The organism is Desulfogranum mediterraneum DSM 13871 (assembly GCF_000429965.1).
Lineage (GTDB): Bacteria > Desulfobacterota > Desulfobulbia > Desulfobulbales > Desulfobulbaceae > Desulfogranum > Desulfogranum mediterraneum.
Map to the genome: position 1 here is coordinate 56,271 of NZ_KE387007.1, position 17,718 is coordinate 73,988.

Sequence of the window (17,718 nt, forward strand, 5' to 3'; positions counted from 1 at the left end):
GTTAGATGATGGGCTTCATGGCGCCCATATAGGAGCGCAGCTCTTCACCAACCAGTTCCACCGGGGTGTAGCGGATGGCCTCGTTGACCTTGATCAACTCGATGTTGTCCACACCGTTATCGCTGGTCTCCAGGCCCTTGCCGATGACATCGCTGTTCACCTTGGTCATGAACTCGGCCAGCATGGGCACAGCCTGGTGGGCAAAGAGGTAGCAGCCATACTCGGCGGTATCGGAGATAACCACATTCATCTCATAGAGCTTCTTGCGGGCAATGGTGTTGGCGATCAGGGGGACCTCGTGGAGGGACTCGTAGTAGGCAGATTCTTCCTTGATCCCGGCAGCCACCATGGTCTCAAAGGCCAGCTCAACCCCGGCCTTGACCATGGCCACCATCAGGATGCCGTTGTCAAAGTAGGCCTGCTCGGCAATCTCGGCATCCGTGGACTGAGACTTCTCAAAGGCGCTTTCAGCGGTCTCGGCCCGCCAGGTGAGCAGGTTGAGATCGTCGTTATCCCAGTCTGCCATCATGGTGGAGGAAAAGTGACCGGACATGATGTCGTCCATGTGTTTTTCAAACAGGGGGGTGAGGATCTCCCGCAGCTCTTCGGCCAGGTAGAAGGCCTTGATCTTGGCCGGGTTGGAGAGCCGGTCCATCATGTTGGTGATGCCGCCATGCTTGAGGGCCTCGGTGACGGTCTCCCAACCGTACTGGACCAGCTTGGAGGCATAACCCGGCTCGATGCCCTGGGCGATCATCTTGTCGAAGCAGAGCAGGGAACCTGCCTGGAGCATGCCGCAGAGGATGGTCTGTTCGCCCATGAGGTCGGACTTGACCTCGGCCACAAAGGAGGATTGGAGCACGCCGGCCCGGTCGCCGCCGGTCCCGGCGGCATAGGCCTTGGCCAGTGCCCAGCCCTGTTCCTGGGGATCGTTTTCCCGGTGGACGGCGATCAGGGTGGGGACGCCGAAGCCGCGCTTATACTCTTCCCGCACCTCGGTGCCGGGGGATTTTGGGGCCACCATGATTACGGTCAGGTCTTCCCTGATCTTCATCCCCTCTTCCACGATGTTGAAGCCGTGGGAGTAGGAGAGGCAGGCGCCCTGTTTCATCAGCGGCATCACCGCAGAGACCACGTTGGTGTGCTGCTTGTCCGGGGTCAGGTTGATCACCAGGTCGGCGCCGGGGATCAGGGCCTCGTAGTTATCCACCACAAAACCGTTCTCTGAGGCGTTCTTCCAGGACTGGCGTTTCTCGCTGATGGCGCTGTCGCGCAGGGCATAGGAGACATCCAGGCCCGAGTCACGCAGGTTAAGCCCCTGGTGGAGCCCCTGGGCGCCGCAGCCGACGATGACGATCTTCTTGCCCTTGAGGGCGTCGACGCCGTCAAACTCCGAGGCATCCATGAATCTGCATTTACCCAGCTCTTCCAGCTGTAAACGGAGGGGCAGGGTGTTGAAATAGTTGTTGGCCATGGTTCAATCTCCTTGTGGTTACGGATAAAATCAAGCTGCTGTCGATGGTGTCACTATAGCAGTTTTTTTTGTTGCGAAAAGTGAATTGATTGCAATTATGTGTTGCAAATAGTGCAACAGTTGCTCAGGGGGAGAGATGATGTTTGTGGGGCATGTGAACAGGAGGAGACCATGGATATCCGGATGATCAAGATCTTTAACCATCTTGCCGCCAGCCTCCACTTCGGCAAGACCAGTCGGGCCTTCAACATGACGCCCTCCACCCTGAGTCGGACGATTCAGCGCTTGGAGCGCGATGTGGGCAGACCCCTGTTTGACCGGGATAACCGTTCGGTCTCCCTGACCAGGGCCGGAGTGATCTTTCGGGACTATGCCGAAGATGCCGAGCTGCGCTGGCACAGCCTGCAGCAGCAGTTGAGTGTGGGGGAGCAGCTCTCCGGTCACCTCTCCCTCTACTGTTCCGTGACCGCGGCCCACAGCATCCTGCCCGACATCCTGAGCACCTTCAGGGGGGAATACCCCGGGATTCAACTCCATCTCCAGACCGGAGATGCGGCCATGGCCCTGGCCAAGTTGCAGAACCGTGAGGCCGATATCACCGTCGCCGCCCTGCCGGAAACCCTGCCCCTTTGGATCGAGTCCATTGCCGTCACCCGGACCCCCCTGGTCTTTATCGCTCCGGCCGCTCATCAGGAAATCATGGTCGCTACCCCGGAGGGGAGCATCGACTGGCAGGCCACCCCGATTATCCTGCCGGAACAGGGGCTCAGTCGAGACCGGCTGGATGCCTGGTTTAAAGCCCACCACATTCAGGCCAACGTCTATGCCCAGGTGGCCGGCAATGAGGCCCTGCTGACCATGGTGAGCCTGGGGTGCGGCATCGGGGTGGTGCCCCAGCTGGTGCTGGAGAAGAGCCTCATCCGTCACGAGGTGGTTGCCCTGGAGAACGTCCCAGAGCTGACCCCCTTCACCATCGGGGTCTGTACCGCCCAAAAACATCTGGAGAATCCCCTGATCCAGGCCTTCTGGAAGATTGTGCGGAGGCGTGCGCCGGCTGCAGCCTGAAAGAGGGGAGGGGCAGGGAGCGCTGCCTCTTTACCAGGGTGTCTGGGCTGTAACTCGCCATAATCCATTGACTTAAGTGATGTCGTTTTGTATGAGTTGAAGGAGGAGGTCGATGCCTGCCAGGAGCAGCAGGTTTGCTCTGAGAGCACCCTGGAGGGCTGATGGCTCTTGCCGCCGCCCTGTTGACCTCTACCCAACAATGTTTGCCTCCGGAGAGCGCCTATGAATACCTGGTTTCGATTATTGTCCCTACCTGCAACCCTTGTCTGGCTGTCCTCTCCGGCCCTGGCGCGTCAGAACACGGTGATTGGCGAGGTCTCCCTTGGCTATGATTTTCAGGAACGGCAGTACGATGAGGGTGATGTCAACGAAGGGGAGCAGGAGGAGGTTGTTGCCGAAGAGACCGCCACGACCCCGGAGGTGATCGTCATCGAGGATCGACGCGGGGATCGACGCCGCTGGTTTGTCAGCCCCAGGGTGCGCTTTGGCTCCCAGGGGCTCCAGGACCTGTTTGAGTTTACCTATGCCCCCTTGCTCAGTTATGATGATCTCTACGATGAGAACGAGGTGGATCACAGCCTTAATCTCTTGTTTCAAAAAGATTTCAGCCGTAACTGGTCGATCAAGACCAGCAACAGCTTCTACTACGGAGAGGATCCGGTCCTGGACAAGGCCCTGCGCACCGAGACCATCATCCCGGGTCAGGAAGCGGTGGAGGAAACTCCGGTCGTGGGCTCGGAGCCCGAGGAAGAGAGCGATCAGGAGTTGAGCGAGACCTTTGGTCGCCGCCGTTTCTGGCGTAACGACCTCTCCCTCTCCACCGACTATACCTATGGTCAGGATTCCTTTGCCGGCCTGGGCTACAACTTTGGCCTGTTGCGCAACATCGATGGTAATCCGGGCGGCTACTCCGACTATGACCGCCACGAGGGCAGCCTCCGCTTCGGCCATCGCTTTTCCAAGCAATGGCAAACCGAGATCACCGCCAGGTATGTCAAGGGGATCTATGATGAACAGCAGGTTGTTGTGGTACGTCCCGGCGAAGAAACGGGCAGTGATGCAAGCGCTGCTGAAGGAGATGGCGAATCAGCGGCTGTCGCCGAGCCGACGCCGGAGAGGGAACGGCTGGATGATCTGGATGAAGATCTCCAGGAGTACCACGGGGTGTTGCGGCTCAACTATGACTGGCAGGCCAGTGACCAGTTTTTCGGCAAGTACCGCTACAGCAGCACCGACTATGAGGCGCTCCTGCGCGAAGACAGTACCATCCATGAGTTCTCCCTGGGCTGGAACCATGATTTTAGCCGCCAACTCCGGATGACCCTCTCCGGCGGTCCCTCCCTGGTGAGCTACAGTAATAGTGATCGTGCCAATGAGACCGATGTTAACGGCCTGGCATCCCTGACCTGGGAGACCCTGCATGGGGCGTTGAATCTTTCTGCCGAAGGGGGACTGGACTACGAGAATTTTGACGGCCGGCGCAGCGGCCTTACCCAGTTCTGGCGTAGCGGGGCCAGCTATTCCTACCAGTTTACTCCTGCCCTGAGCACGGTCCTCTCAGCCGGCTATCGCAACAACCGGCGTAATCAGTCGCCCTCCACAGGCACCGTGGAGATCGTCGATGACGGTACCCTGCCGGAGCCTGGTTCTGCTGAGGCGGCCGAGTTGGAAGAAAAGGCCAGGCAGGCCCTTGACCGGGAGTATACCGAAGATATCTACGATGCCGGCATCACCCTCAGCTACACCTTCATGCGCTGGTACACCCTCTCCAGTTCCTATCGCTACTACAACAACCGTTCCGGTGGGGCCCAGGACTATGACGAGCACCGGGTGTTGATCACCCTCTCCGCCTCCAAGGATCTGTTCCGCTGGTAAACTCCCAGGTTCCTGTTTCCTCTCCTTGCTCCGGGATGGTTTTTCGGAGCAAGGGGTGCACTGCAGCGCTTTGGGCCCGGGGAGCGGCCTCTCTTCCGCTTCAGCCCAGCTGCTGTTCCGTCCGCTTGATGATCTCTTCCTGATGGTCGGCGTCCAGGTCGACAAAGTAATCACTGTAGCCGGCAACCCGGACCAGGAGGTTACGGTAGTCGTCCGGGCTCTGCTGGGCCAGTCGCAGAGTGGCGGTGTCCACCACGTTGAACTGGATATGGTGGCCGCCCAGGCGGAAGTAGGTGCGGACCAGGGCGCAGAGCTTGTCCAGATCCTGTTCTGTCTTCAGTACGCTGGGCAGGAAGCGCTGGTTGAGCAGGGTGCCTCCGGACTTGGACTGGTCCATCTTGCTCAGGGATTTGATCACCGCCGTGGGCCCCTGGCGATCCGCACCATGGGAGGGTGAGGTTCCGTCCGAGGCCGGTTGCCAGGCCAGGCGGCCGTTGGGGGTGGCGCCCAGTTTCTTGCCAAAGTAGACATGACAGGTGGTGGAGAGCATGTTGAGGTGATAGACCGTGCCCTTGGTGTTGGCGCGGCCGTCAATGGCGGCAAAGAGGCTCTCGTAGACCAGCTGCATGATGGTGTCGGCCCGGTCATCGTCGTTGCCGAAGAAGGGGGTCTTGTTCCACAACTTCAGGCGCAGGGCTTCGTGGCCCTGAAAGTTGTCGGCCAGTGCCTGGAGCAGTTCATCCCAGGAAACGGTCTTCTGTTCAAAGAGGTGGGTCTGGATGGCCGAGAGACTGTCGGTGATGGTGCCGATGCCGCAGCACTGGATGTAGTTGGTGTTGTAGCGGGGGCCACCGTCATAATAGTCCCGACCCTTTTCAATACAGTCGCTGATGACCACCGAGAGCAGCGGAGCCGGCGAGTACTTGGCGTACATCCGTTCGATATAGTTGTTGACCCTTATCTTCAGGTCGATGATATGGGTCAGCTGGCGGCTGAAGGCGGTGTAGAGGGCCTCAAAGGAGTTGAATCCCCTGGGGTCTCCGGTTTCCAGGCCGACCTGTTTGCCGCTTAAGGGGTCATGGCCGTTGTTGAGGGTGATCTCCAGGATCTTGGGCACGTTGAGGTAGCCGGTCAGGATATAGGCCTCCTTGCCAAAGGCTCCGGTCTCGATACAGCCGCTGGTCCCGCCTTCCCGGGCATCTTCCACCGTCTTCCCCACCCGAACCTGTTCCATGACCACGGCATCGCTGTTAAAGACCGCAGGGTAGCCGTAGCCCTTGCGGATCACCCGGCTGGCTGCCTTGAGCAGGCGGTCCGGGCTCTTGGCGCTGATATGCACCGAAGGCTGGGGTTGGAGCAGGTGGAGCTCATCCGCTACCTCCAGGGCCAGGTAGGAGATCTCGTTGGCCCCGTCCTGACCGTCACAGAGCAGCCCGCCCAGGTTGATCTGGGTGAAATCGTTATAGGTGCCGCTCTCCAGGGCCGTGACCCCGACCTTGGGAGGGGCCGGGTGGTTGTTGATCTTGATCCAGAGACAGGAGAGGAGCTCCTTGGCCTGCTCGCGGCTCAGGCTGCCCCGGGCCTGTTCCCGCCGGTAAAAGGGAGAGAGATGCTGGTCCAGGTGGCCCGGGGACATGGCATCCCAGCCATTGAGCTCGGTGATGGTGCCCAGGTGGACGAACCAGTACATCTGCAGGGCCTCGTGAAAGGTTCGGGGGGCATGTTCCGGCACCCGCCGGCAGACCCTGGCGATGAGCTCCAGCTCCTGCCTGCGCGTACCATCAGCCTCCTCTGTTGCCAACTCCTCGGCCAGGTCCGCGTGGCGATGGGCAAAGAGGATCATGGCATCACAGGCAATGGCCATGGCACTGAGCTGTTCGTAGCGGTCCGAGGCCAGGGGGTCATGGTGGTAATCGAGCCTGCTGATCCGCTCATCGATCCGCTCCTTGAAATCCCGCATCCCCTGACGATAGATAGTGTTGTCCAGGGCGGTGTGACCCGGGGCACGTTGCTCCATAAACTCGGTGAACAGGCCGCACTCATAGGCATCCTGCCACTCCGGAGGTACCTCGTTGAAGATACGGTCACGCATGGAGCGGCCCTGCCAGTAGGGAATGACCTCCTGCTGGTAGCGCTCAATATCCTCCTCGCTGATCCGGTAACGGGTCATGGCCCGGCTGTTGAGCACCTGCAGATCGGCAACAGAGTGACAGGTCAGCTCGGGAAAGGTGGGCACCACCTTGGGGGCCGGACCCCGTTCTCCCACCAGCAGCTCCTTGGCGCCGATGTGGATGGTCTTCTCTACACAGAGGTAATGGAAGAGCCTGGCACGGAGCACGGGTTGGGAGTATTTACCGTTATGTTCCCGGTAAAACTCGGTTTCCAGCAGGGCCCGTTCGATGGAGATGGCGGGCTCTGCCTCAAAACTTTCCTGTCGTAACTGGCTGATACGGGTATTCATCTTAACCACCTATGCGAACTGAGAGATCGAACTGCCGGAGCCGTTCAACAAGAGCGTCAATCCGGGTATCATCAGGCCGCAGCTGCTCCTGGGGATACGGGATGTTGAGTTTCCGGTACTTGGCCGTTGCCGAGTGATGATACGGCAAGAGGTCGATGGCGTCAACTCCCGGGAGTGCGGCCACCAGCTCCCCCAGGCGACGGATATGGTCCGGATCATCGTTGATCCCCGGGATCAGGGGTACCCGGATCCGCAGCGGGTAGCGGTGGCTGGCCAGAAAGTGCAGGTTCTCCAGGATCCCACCGTTGTCCACCCCGGTGTGACGGCGGTGGGCTGCCGGGTCCAGGTGCTTGAGGTCAAAGAGAAAGAGGTCGGTATGGGGGGCGATTCGTGCCAGGACCTCCCGGGGGGCATAGCCCGAGGTGTCCACCACCCGGTGAATCTCCTCTTCACCTGCGGCCTCGAGCAGGGCCAGGAGAAAGCGGGGCTGCAGCAGGGGTTCCCCCCCGGAAAAGGTAACCCCGCCCCCGGACTGGTCAAAGAAGGGGCGATCCTTTTCCACCTCTGCCATGACCTCCTCCACCGTGCTCTGCCAGCCGGCCATCTCATGGGCCCGGGCCGGGCAGATGCGGGCACACTCTCCGCAGCCATCACATTGGTCCGGATCGCGCCGGATGCTCCCTGCCTGGAACTGCAGGGCCTGCCTGGGGCAGGCCCTGATACAGCTGTGGCAGCCGAGACAACGATCGCCGGACCAGAGGGGGTGAGGCTGGGGGGCAAGACCTTCCGGGTTATGGCACCAGCTGCAGGCGAGGGGGCAGCCCTTGAGAAAGACCGTGGTGCGAATGTTGGGGCCATCATGGAGGGCGTAGCGTTTAATGGCAAAGATGGTTCCGCGGATCATTGGCTGCTGGCTGTTGATAGTAATACCTGTTCCTGTTAAGGTGGCTCGATACTACCCTGTCAGGGCAGCTGTGTAAACGGGAACAGCCCCCAGTGAGGAAAAAAGAAGGGCCGGATCTGGTTCCCGTGATTCAGGCCCCTGGGGGGGCCACCGGAGCCTGCGGCCCCTGGCTCTGCTTGAGGGTGGACATGGCGGTGGCCACCATGGAGGCAACATCGGTGAGGTTGCCGGGCAGGATCATGGTGTTGTTTTCCTTGGCAAGTTTCCCGAATTCATCCAGATATTTCTTGGCTACCTCCAGGTTGGCGGCCTCATGGCCACCGGGCATGCTCAAGGCCTCGGCCACCCGGCTCAGTCCCTCGGCCGTGGCCTCGGCAACCTTGAGGATCTCCTGGGCCCGTCCTTCGGCCTCGTTGATCCGGCGCATCTTTTCCCCCTCAGACAGGGCAATGGCCTCGGCCCGTTCCCCTTCGGAACGGTTGATCAGGGCCTGACGCGCCCCTTCGGAGCGGGCAATCTCGGCCCGTTTTTCCCGTTCCGCCTTCATCTGTTTTTCCATGGCCTCCAGTACCGACCTGGGGGGCTGGATATCCTTGATCTCATAGCGCAGGACCTTGACCCCCCAGTTCTGGGCGGCCTCGTCCAGGGCGTCCACCACCTGCTGATTGAGGACCTCTCTGGCCTCAAAGGTGTTGTCCAGGTTGATCTTGCCGATGGCTGAACGCAGGCTGGTCTGGGCCAGCTGGGCTGCGGCAAAGTGGTAGTTTTCGATCCCGTAGGCGGACTGACGGCTGTTGACCACCTGGAGATAGAGGACTCCGTCCACCTCCATGGTGACGTTATCCGAGGTGATGCAGGTCTGGGCCGGGATATCGATGGGCTCCTCCTTGAGGTTGCGCTTATAGGCGACCTTGTCCAGGAAGGGGACCAGGATATGGAAGCCGGCGTCCAGGGAGACCCGATACTTGCCCAGTCGTTCCACCACGTATTCGCTGCGCTGGGGAACCACCACCGCGGTCTTGACCAGGACGACAATGACAAAGGCGACCAGGGCGCCAACACCGATGAGCATTTCCATTACTGTTCTCCTTGTGTTTTCAGGGGGCGGACCCGGACGAGCAGGTCCTGTTGATCGACGATTTCCACGGTGGTGCCGGGGCTGATCTCCTCATCTGCCGCGGCCCGCCAGAAGGAACCGGCATACTTGATCTTGCCCTCTGCCGGCGGTCTGATGGCCTCGGTGACCGTGCCGGTGGCAGGGGCTGGGTCCAGGGTGACGGAGTCGCTCTCCTCCTTGCTTCTGCCCATGAAGACGGTGCGCAGGCTGGAGCGGAGGCTGAACAGGGCGACCAGGCTGGCCAGGAGGAAGCAACTGAGCTGAGCGGAGAGTGAGAGCTCAAAGAGGGCCAGGGCCAGGGCGGTGCACCAGGCTCCGATCCCGAAGAAGAAGACCACAAAGGCCGGCAGGGCCAGCTCCAGGAGATAGAAGAGGATGCCGAGAATGAACCAGGCAAGGATCGGTGAGAAGGGCAGGTCAATCATCAGAGAGGTGCTCCAAGGTCGTTGATTTTCTCCAGGATACCATAGATGTCGGCTGGAGAGCAAAGTCCAATTCCATCCGGCTGGAGATAACAGCCGGTCCGGGCTGAGCCCTCTCGGGTTGCCTGGAACCCTGTAAGGGAGAGGTTGCTTGAAAAGCGGTGCTGTGGGTCAGAGGGCACCTTATCCTGACAATGGCTGTGCCGCCCGAAACAGGCCCCCTTGCAGAGCCTGGTCGGCAGGTATTCCCTCTAGAGTATCCAGCGAGTATCCAGCGAGTACCCGGCGATGGGCACAGACGCTACAGGGCCCTGTCCGTCTAGTCCGGACAGGGCCCTGGTGGTTGTCAGGTGGGGTGAGGGGGGCCGTTATCGACAGGGACGATAGCCCCGGGGGCGATATCGGGCAGCTTGATAGTGTTTATGGTTGTGATGGCGACGCCAGTGGTGTCGATGGTGATGGTTGCCCCTGCGGAACTGATGGTTGCCTCGTCTATAGGCCCGTTTATGGGTGTTTGTTGAGGGCGACAGATAAGGGTGTCCCTGTCTGTATCGTTGATGGTGGAGCCGGCCAGGGCCTCGCTCCGGCCGAGAACCCTGCCAGCCGTTGCTGCTCACCAGGATGCCGATATTCCACTGGGGTATACGGACCTGGAGATGCTCCCCATGGCCGGCTGAGGCGGTCTGTGCATTCATTATCCAGCAGCCGAGCAGCAGGGTGGCGACGGTCAGCATCCTCTTGAAGCTCTTGTTCATGATCGTACCTGCCTTCCCAGGTCCGATGGACCAGGGGGATGAGCGGGGATTAGCAGCCTTCAATGGCCTTTTTCGCAGCGGTTTTGACCTTGACCTTGGTCCCGGGCACCAGGTCTTTGAGTTTGCTGCACTCCAGGGTGACCCGATCTCCTTCCACCTCAACCACTACGCAGGAAGAGCTTTTCGCCAGGGCCATGCCGGTTCCCAGGGTGAGTGCCAGGCCGAGAATAAGGGCAGTGAGTGTCTTTTGCATGGAGTACCTCCTGTAGGATGATTGCTTGATTGCCGCTTTCCATGCCTACACCATAAGTGAGCCCCGCTCTCCTGTCAGTCGACATAGCCGGACATCCGCCCCCACATCGGGCGATGTCGAGTCGACATCGCGATAATTCCAAGACGTATTTACCGGGAAATGGTATGTTGAACCACTGGGAAGAGGAGTCTTCCCGGGCGGTCCGGTCGAGCTCTCCTCTCTCTGAGCCAGGGGGGCTCTGTTTGTAGCGCTAAACCAGTGATCTATGCTTGAGGTCGGATGAGCAACCACCATGAGTAGTGTGCATATCAACGGCAACGCCATTCGTGCCCTCCGTGAGCGCAGGGAGTTGACCCAACTTTACCTTGCCACCGTGGTTGGGGTGACCACCGATACCATCTCCCGTTGGGAGAATAACAAGTACCCCTCCATCAAGTTGGAGAACGCCGAGAAGCTGGCCCAGGCCCTGGAAGTCTCTCTGGAGGAACTCTTGGAGCCCCCTCTTGGAGAGGGGGAGGGAGAGGCGCCAGGGGCACCGGAACCTGCAGCAGCTGCTATAGGTTCGGCAGAGCGGCGACGGGCCGTTGGATGGCAGGGATGGAGGCTTCCCCTGCTGGGGGCCATTCTGATCGTTTTCCTGGCTGCTGCCGCCTATCTCTGGTGGAAGAGTACTGGCCAGCCGACCATCAGTGCGGTGCGGACCCTGCCCCGACACAGTGCGCCGGGGCACTCTTTTCCGGTGTTGATCAGGCTGCAGGCCGATAGCCCGGTGAATGTACCGATTATTCTTCGGGAGAGGATTGCAGCCAGGGTAACGGCCAGCGGAGTGGGACGGGAAGGGGGCAGCCATGATTTTGGCGATCACCCCCGCTGGATCGGTCGCCTGGTTGAGGGGGAAGCCGTGTTTCTCTACCTGGTGCAGCCCCACGACTCGGTGAGAGTGGGCCAGGAGATACACTTTAGCGGTGACTGTGTTTCCGGTTCGATCAAGAAGCGGGATACTGTCACGGGCGGGGCGCAGAGCGTCACCATAGCCCCGTACCACTGGGCTGATCAGGATCAGGACCTGCAGATAACGGACAGCGAAATCCTGGATGCCTATGAGCGTTTCTCTTCGCCGGGCAAAGAGAATATTGATTTTAGTGAAATCGAGCAGCTCTGGTTGGCCGGGGGCTATCGCTGGGACAGCGAGCTGCAAGGCTTCTTTGCTGTCCAACCCCAGCAATCCCAATGAGGAGAGGACCTATGAACCGACAGCTCCTTATCATCATCACCCTCTGGCTGAGCCTGCTGGTACCGGGGTGGGCAGTTGCCGAAACCGATGTGAGCGGCGTCTATCAGGCGGTGGGGGGCGATCAGGTTCGGATCAGGATCCAGGTATCCGAGCCGGCACCCATGGCCTTCATCGTTCGTCAATATTTACCCCCGGGGGTACAGCTGCTCTCGGCAAGTCCAAAACCCATGGCCTATAAAAAAGGCAAGGGGATGGTCAAGTGGTTGTTCACCCATGCCCGTGCAGGAGGATTGACCCTGAGCATGCGCCTGTCGCAACCCGTACCGACCAAACGACTCAGGGGGGAAATAAGTTTTCGCCACCCCGCCAGCGGAGCTATGATAACCAAACACATTCGCTGAGCCCTGGGCAGCCGTCAGGGCCCCCAGGCTGAAGGTGAGCTGGGAAAAGTGCTTTTTCAGCTCAGCTGAAGTCAAGGTGATGGCGGTGCCCTCTGATTACTCTGGAACCATTAACGACCTGAACAGCATGGAGGAGAAATGTATATTGGCAGAATAATGCACAGCGAACTGGTGACCGTGGCCCCGACCACCACCCTGGTGGAGGCGCGGGACCTGATCGCGGACAAGGGCATTGACCACCTGCTGGTGGTGGATAAAGAGGGGCAGTTGGTCGGTTTACTCTCGGATCGGGACCTGAAACAGAACTGGGCCTCTCCGGCCACCACCCTCTCCACCCATGAGTTGACCTACCTGCTCCAGAAGGTGGAGGTGGGGCAGATCATGGTCAAGACCGTGATCACGGTCGAGCCTGATACCACCATCGAACGGGCCGCCTACATCATGCAGACCAACAACATCAGCTCCCTGCCGGTGATGGAGTCCGGAGCGCTGGTGGGAATTATCACCTCCACCGATGTCATGGCTGTCCTGCTCCAGGCCATCGGCATGGGAGAGGACAGTGTCCGTCTGGGGGTCTTTGTGGATGACTCCATCGGCAAGTTGGCCGATGTGGCCATGGTTCTGAAGCAGGAACAGATCAATATCCAGAGCCTGTTCTGCTGGCCCACCAAAGATTATCCCGGCATCACCCACCTGGTGATGCGAATCGGCGGTGATGAGGGCGCCAAGGCCGTCCTGGCCCTGGAGGCAGCCGGTTTCAGGGTCCTGACCAACTATGAAAAGGATCTGAGCCCCTATCTGCCGTCCTCTGCAGGCTGATAGGGCCATGACCGTTTTCCGGCCACAGCCGAGGGCCGCAGCTGGGCCGGTACCCTTCGTTTGCCGCTCAGGCGGGAGGAATCGATGAGCCGTAACTGGGATAGAGCCGAGCTGTTGCGTACCTCCAGTGCCTACTGGCGGGGTTGCACCCTCCAGGCCGGGGTTCGCCTGGATATCTTTACCCTGCTGGGCAGAGCCGTACGCTCCCTGGAGGAGATCGCCCAGACGGCCGGCAGCGAGCGGCGGGGGACGGAGTATCTCCTCAACGGGCTCGCAGCCATGGGCTTGCTGGAGAAGAAGGATGATGGCTACGCCAATACCGCCAGTTCCCTGCGGCTGTTGAGCAGGGACTCCCCCGACTATATGGGCCAGATCATCCTCCATCACCATCACCTGCTGGATGGCTGGGCCCAGCTCGATCAGGCCGTGCTCACCGGCAAACCCGTGGAGATGCGTTCCTACGGGGATGCTCGTGAGCGGGAGAGCTTTTTGATGGGGATGTTCAACCTGGCCATGACCACTGCTCCCCGGATCGCCGAAGCTGTCGATCTGGGGGGACGAGCTTCGCTCTTGGATCTGGGCGGCGGCCCAGGTACCTATGCCGTTCACTTCTGTCTGGCCAATCCCAAGCTCAGGGCTGCGGTCTTCGATCTCCCCACCAGCCGGCCCTTTGCCGAGCAGACCATCCGCCGCTTTGGTCTGGAAAGTCGGGTCTCCTTTCATGGAGGCGACTTTCACCAGGATCCCCTGCCCCCTGGGCCCTATGGGGTGGTCTGGCTTTCCCATATCCTCCACAGCTACGGGCCTGAGGCCTGCCAACAGTTGATCGCCAAGGCGGTCCAGGCCCTGGAACCAGGGGGCCTGCTGCTGATCCATGACTTCTTTCTCAACGAGGCCAAGGATGGTCCCGAGTTTCCGGCCCTGTTTGCCCTGAACATGCTGATCAACAATCCAACAGGACGCAGCTATGCCGAGTCCGAGGTCCGGGCCATGCTCCAGGCTGCAGGTTGCAGCGGCATCGAGCGCCTGGACTTTCTCGGCCCCAACGACGCCTCGATCCTTGCCGCCGTGGCATGAACACCCTCTTTACCTCTTGGGCGCTGGTTGCCCTCCTGGTGGCGCTCTACACTCTGGTGCTGACCATGGTAGCCCGGGTCCGGCTCCGCACCCTTGAAAGCGTTCCGCCCATGGCCGGTGATGTCCTTCCCCTGGTTTCGGTGATCATCCCGGCCTGCAACGAGGCCCAGGGGCTCGGCCAGACCGTCAGCGCCCTGCTGGCCCAGGAGTATCCCTGCCTGGAAATCATCCTGGTCAACGATCGTTCCACCGATGGTACCGGGGCCCTGGTCGACGCCCTGGTGCGCTCCTCTCCGCAGGTCAGGGGGGTGCATCTCCAGGCTCTGCCCCAGGGATGGCTGGGCAAGAACCATGCCCTCCAGGTCGGCGCCGACCTGGCCGCAGGCGAGTATCTGCTCTTCAGCGATGCCGATGTCCTGCTGGAGCCAAGCACGATCTCCCGGGCCATGCGCTGGCTGGCGGCGGAGCGGCTGGACCACCTGACCCTCCTGTTTCGCAACATTGCCCCCGGCGGCCTGCTCAACGCCACCATTGTCGAGGCCATGATCGGCCTGCTGGTCCTGTTGCAGCCCTGGAAGGTCAGGCGGGCGGAGTCCAAATACTTCATCGGCATCGGTGCCTTTAACCTGGTCAGCGCCGCTGCCTATGCCCGTATCGGCAGCCATCGGGCCATTGCCATGCACCCCATAGATGACCTCATCCTGGGAAAGCGGATCCACCGGGCGGGCCTGGCCCAGGACTGTCTGCGGGGGGAAGGCTTTGTGCGGGTGGCCTGGTATGAGAGTGTGGCAGCGATGAGTGAGGGCTTGCTGAAGAATGTCTTTGCCTTCTACAACTTTCACCTGCCCACGGCCTCTGCAGCCGGAGCGGTCATCTTTGCCTGCAGCATCGCCCCGCTGGTTGGCCTGTTCCTGCTGGAGGGGGCACCCCGCTGGCTCTGCCTGGCCACCCTGTTCTGCAAGGCCGGGGCCTTTACCATCAACGCTGCGGCCATGAAGGTGCCGCTCCGCACCGTGCTCTGGTTGCCCCTGGCTCCCTGGGTGCTGCTCTTTATCTCCATCAAGGCCGTGGTCGTGGTCAGCAGAAACCAGGGAATCCCCTGGCGGGGCACCTGGTATCCGCTCTCCCAGCTCAAGGATATCGAGCCCCTGGTGACCCTGAAGTGGCTGCTGCGTCGCTGAGGCCGCTTCAGTCGCTCCTCCTGCGCAACCCCTTGGTCAACTCCTGCAGCTCCTCTTCCATCAGGGTCTCTTTTGTCAACAGCGCCCGGGCACAGCGTTCCAGGATATCCTGATTTTCCTCCAGGATCTTGAGGGTGGAGGCAAAGGTGTCGTCCAGGATGGTCCGGACAGCCCGATCGATCTGTTCTGCCGTGGTATTACTGTAGTTTGCCGTAGCGGGCGGCATCCCGGGCTGGTTGAGAAAGGTCGGCGGCGGTTCCTCATGCACCACGTGGCCGATGGTCTCATCCATGCCGTAGCGGGTGACCATGTTGCGGGCGATATCCGTCACCCGCTGGAGGTCATCGGCTGCACCGGTGGAGAGGTGATTGAAGATCAACTTCTCCGCTGCCCGGCCGCCCAGGAGGACCGCAATCTTGCGTTTCAGCTCTTCCCTGGTCATCAGGAAGCGGTCCTCGGTGGGCCGTTGCAGGGTGTAGCCCAGGGCGCCGATGCCCCTGGGAATGATGGAGATCTTGTGGACCGGATCGGTCCCGGGCAGGGCCAGGGCGGTCAGGGCGTGACCCACCTCATGGTAGGCGACGATTTCCCGTTCCCTGGGGTTGAGCAGCCGGTTTTTCTTTTCCAGGCCGGCCACGATCCGTTCGATGGCCTGGGTGAAATCGGCCATGGTGACCTGCTCGGCCTTAGCCCGGGTGGCCAGCAGGGCCGCCTCGTTGACCAGGTTGGCCAGGTCTGCCCCGGAAAAGCCGGTGGTGAGATCTGCCACCTGGGCAGGGTCCACATCCTCCCCCTGCTCGATTTTTTGGAGGTGGATCTGGAGGATGGCGATCCGGCCCAGCTTGTCCGGCCGGTCCACCAGTACCTGGCGATCAAAGCGGCCGGCCCTGAGCAGTGCCTGGTCCAGGATCTCGGGGCGGTTGGTGGCCGCCAGCAGGACCACGCCGCCGCTGGGGTCAAAGCCGTCCAACTCGACCAGGAGTTGATTCAAGGTCTGCTCCCGCTCATCGTTGCCGCTCAGGCCTGGGGCGCTCCGGGATCGCCCCAGGGCGTCCAGCTCGTCGATGAAGATGATGGCCGGGGCCGATTTCCTGGCCTGTTCAAAGAGGTCGCGCACCCTTGCCGCGCCTACACCCACAAACATCTCCACAAATTCGGAGCCGCTGATGGAAAAAAAGGGCACACTGGCCTCACCGGCAACGGCCCGGGCCATCAGGGTCTTACCGGTTCCCGGCGGCCCCACCAGGAGGATCCCCTTGGGCATTCTGGCCCCCAGCTTGCCGTAATCCTTGGGGGCCTTGAGGAAGTTAATGATCTCTTCCAGCTCGGCCTTGCTCTCATCCACCCCGGCCACATCATCAAAGGTCACCCCGGTTTCATGTTCCACATAGATCTTGGCCTTGGATTTGCCGATGTTCATGAAGCCGCCGCCCATGCCTCCCTGTTTTTCGACAAACTTGCGGATGATCAACATCCAGATGCCCAGGAAGACCAGGGCCGGCACCACCCAGGAGAGCAGGGTGATCAGGAATTTACTCTCATGGACCTGGGTAAAGGGGACCTGGAAGCGGGAGAGCTGTTCCGCCAGCCGCGGCTCCACCCGATTGGCTACAACGATTTTTTTGCCATGCTCGTCGGGCGTATTGAGCTCACCGCTGATGTAGCGCTCGTGGATGGTGAGTTGAGCTATCTTTCCCTGTTCCAGCAGGGTCTCCAGCTGGCTGTAGGGGATGGGTTGAATGACCTGCTGCTGGGTCCAGATTTCATGGAGGAGCATGATGCTGAAGACCGCAATGATAGTATAAACAAGGTTGATTTTATTGGTATTGTTCATGGCGGGAGTCTCCTGGATAAGAAAGGGGAGTAACCGCGCTCTCCCTGTACAGTCCCTGGCTTGGAGGGAAGGAGGATGGGAGCACCGGAAAATCGCACGTCATCACTGGGGTTCTATCTCTATGGTAGCACATCTCTGTGAGCCGGCAAAAAGATGTTCGCTTCACCTGCTCGGAGGCTGTGCATCCTCTGGCTGAGTTGGCTCATCCTCATCCCGATCGCTGCTTGTTTCAACCTTGCAAGGAGATGGCAAGGGCTCGTGGGAAGGGGGGTGACTCTTTACGAAAAAGAGGTGCGTTCCAGCAATATATTGGATATAGGAGAGCTGTCTGTCACGTCGCCGCTCTTTGTCGAGAGAGTTCTTTTCACTGTACTTTCAAGGAACCCTGTATGGATCAGTTTACCCTGTTCATGGAAAATATAAACAGATACATTGAAAATCCCTTTGGCTTACTGGCGGTCTGCACCGCGCCCATCATTGGCTACTATCTGTTCAAGATCTACATCAGACCCCTATGGGAGAAGAAGGAGGATCAGCAAGGTGAGCAGCAGGCAGAGAGCAGCAGGGAAAAGCGGAGGCAGGGCAAAAAGAAGCGCTGAGGGCAGGTGGGGGAACTCAGGGCGAGCTGGGAGAACCTGGGGGCAGTATGGGCCTGACCGTCGAGGATGGCTCCGGCCTTCTGTCGAGGGCTGCTGCCATGCCCATGGGCACGGCAGCCGTCTCGGGATAGAGAGCCCCTCACAGGGCTGGTTCTCTGCCGGGGCCCGGTTGCGGCAAGCCCCCTGACAGGGATTCGAAAAAAGGATCCGAAAAGGAATCCTGGAGGGCGTGCCTAAAGGGAAGTGT

At 60.4% G+C, this 17,718-nt stretch carries 16 protein-coding genes; 8 read left to right on the forward strand and 8 right to left on the reverse strand.

Annotated features, from left to right (window positions below; genetic code table 11):
• Window position 1: 1 nt before the first annotated feature.
• Entirely contained in the window at window positions 2–1,474 is a 1,473-nt protein-coding gene (gene ilvC, locus G494_RS0119665; RefSeq protein ID WP_028585882.1) for a ketol-acid reductoisomerase, read from the reverse strand.
• A 171-nt stretch (window positions 1,475–1,645) separates the two neighbouring features.
• Between ilvC and ilvY the strand changes: the two genes are divergently transcribed.
• Both ilvY and G494_RS0119675 read left to right on the forward strand, forming a co-directional pair.
• The gene (gene ilvY / locus G494_RS0119670; RefSeq protein ID WP_028585883.1) at window positions 1,646–2,539 is read left to right on the forward strand and encodes an HTH-type transcriptional activator IlvY; all 894 of its coding nucleotides are present in this window, start codon (window positions 1,646–1,648) and stop codon (window positions 2,537–2,539) included.
• 222 nt (window positions 2,540–2,761) lie between these two features.
• Window positions 2,762–4,414 carry a porin family protein gene (locus tag G494_RS0119675; protein ID WP_028585884.1) on the forward strand — a complete coding sequence of 551 codons (1,653 nt, stop codon included), beginning with the start codon at window positions 2,762–2,764 and terminating at the stop codon, window positions 4,412–4,414.
• A 100-nt stretch (window positions 4,415–4,514) separates the two neighbouring features.
• On the opposite strand, the gene hypD is transcribed toward G494_RS0119675, so the two are convergent.
• The 6 genes from hypD to G494_RS0119705 form a co-directional block, all read right to left on the reverse strand.
• Window positions 4,515–6,875, reverse strand: a complete 2,361-nt coding sequence (gene hypD / locus G494_RS0119680; RefSeq protein WP_028585885.1) for a trans-4-hydroxy-L-proline dehydratase — start codon at window positions 6,873–6,875, stop codon at window positions 4,515–4,517.
• Window position 6,876: 1 nt separating this feature from the next.
• Window positions 6,877–7,779, reverse strand: a complete 903-nt coding sequence (locus tag G494_RS0119685; protein ID WP_028585886.1) for a glycyl-radical enzyme activating protein — start codon at window positions 7,777–7,779, stop codon at window positions 6,877–6,879.
• Between the two features lie 130 nt (window positions 7,780–7,909).
• Complete coding sequence (locus G494_RS0119690; RefSeq protein WP_028585887.1) at window positions 7,910–8,857, reverse strand: SPFH domain-containing protein; 948 nt, start codon at window positions 8,855–8,857, stop codon at window positions 7,910–7,912.
• On the reverse strand, window positions 8,857–9,321 hold the full coding sequence (locus tag G494_RS0119695) for an NfeD family protein (protein WP_028585888.1): 465 nt from the start codon (window positions 9,319–9,321) through the stop codon (window positions 8,857–8,859). The genes G494_RS0119690 and G494_RS0119695 overlap by 1 nt, the downstream gene beginning before the upstream one ends.
• Window positions 9,322–9,686: 365 nt before the next feature.
• Window positions 9,687–10,073, reverse strand: a complete 387-nt coding sequence (locus G494_RS0119700) for a hypothetical protein (RefSeq protein WP_028585889.1) — start codon at window positions 10,071–10,073, stop codon at window positions 9,687–9,689.
• A 49-nt stretch (window positions 10,074–10,122) separates the two neighbouring features.
• Window positions 10,123–10,326, reverse strand: a complete 204-nt coding sequence (locus G494_RS0119705; protein ID WP_028585890.1) for a hypothetical protein — start codon at window positions 10,324–10,326, stop codon at window positions 10,123–10,125.
• Between the two features lie 292 nt (window positions 10,327–10,618).
• On the opposite strand from G494_RS0119705, the gene G494_RS25865 reads away from it, so the two are divergent.
• The 5 genes from G494_RS25865 to G494_RS24650 all read left to right on the forward strand — a co-directional run bounded on the left by G494_RS25865 (window position 10,619) and on the right by G494_RS24650 (window position 15,038).
• On the forward strand, window positions 10,619–11,560 hold the full coding sequence (locus G494_RS25865) for a helix-turn-helix transcriptional regulator (RefSeq protein WP_084457127.1): 942 nt from the start codon (window positions 10,619–10,621) through the stop codon (window positions 11,558–11,560).
• 11 nt (window positions 11,561–11,571) lie between these two features.
• Window positions 11,572–11,961 carry a hypothetical protein gene (locus tag G494_RS0119715; RefSeq protein WP_028585892.1) on the forward strand — a complete coding sequence of 130 codons (390 nt, stop codon included), beginning with the start codon at window positions 11,572–11,574 and terminating at the stop codon, window positions 11,959–11,961.
• Between the two features lie 138 nt (window positions 11,962–12,099).
• On the forward strand, window positions 12,100–12,780 hold the full coding sequence (locus G494_RS0119720) for a CBS and ACT domain-containing protein (RefSeq protein ID WP_028585893.1): 681 nt from the start codon (window positions 12,100–12,102) through the stop codon (window positions 12,778–12,780).
• 84 nt (window positions 12,781–12,864) lie between these two features.
• Window positions 12,865–13,857 carry a methyltransferase gene (locus tag G494_RS0119725; RefSeq protein WP_028585894.1) on the forward strand — a complete coding sequence of 331 codons (993 nt, stop codon included), beginning with the start codon at window positions 12,865–12,867 and terminating at the stop codon, window positions 13,855–13,857.
• Window positions 13,854–15,038, forward strand: a complete 1,185-nt coding sequence (locus G494_RS24650; protein WP_051305907.1) for a glycosyltransferase — start codon at window positions 13,854–13,856, stop codon at window positions 15,036–15,038. The genes G494_RS0119725 and G494_RS24650 overlap by 4 nt, the downstream gene beginning before the upstream one ends.
• A 7-nt stretch (window positions 15,039–15,045) precedes the next feature.
• On the opposite strand, the gene ftsH is transcribed toward G494_RS24650, so the two are convergent.
• Window positions 15,046–16,872, reverse strand: a complete 1,827-nt coding sequence (ftsH, locus tag G494_RS0119735) for an ATP-dependent zinc metalloprotease FtsH (RefSeq protein WP_028585895.1) — start codon at window positions 16,870–16,872, stop codon at window positions 15,046–15,048.
• Window positions 16,873–17,261: 389 nt separating this feature from the next.
• Between ftsH and G494_RS0119740 the strand changes: the two genes are divergently transcribed.
• Window positions 17,262–17,471, forward strand: a complete 210-nt coding sequence (locus tag G494_RS0119740; protein ID WP_028585896.1) for a hypothetical protein — start codon at window positions 17,262–17,264, stop codon at window positions 17,469–17,471.
• Window positions 17,472–17,718: the final 247 nt, after the last annotated feature.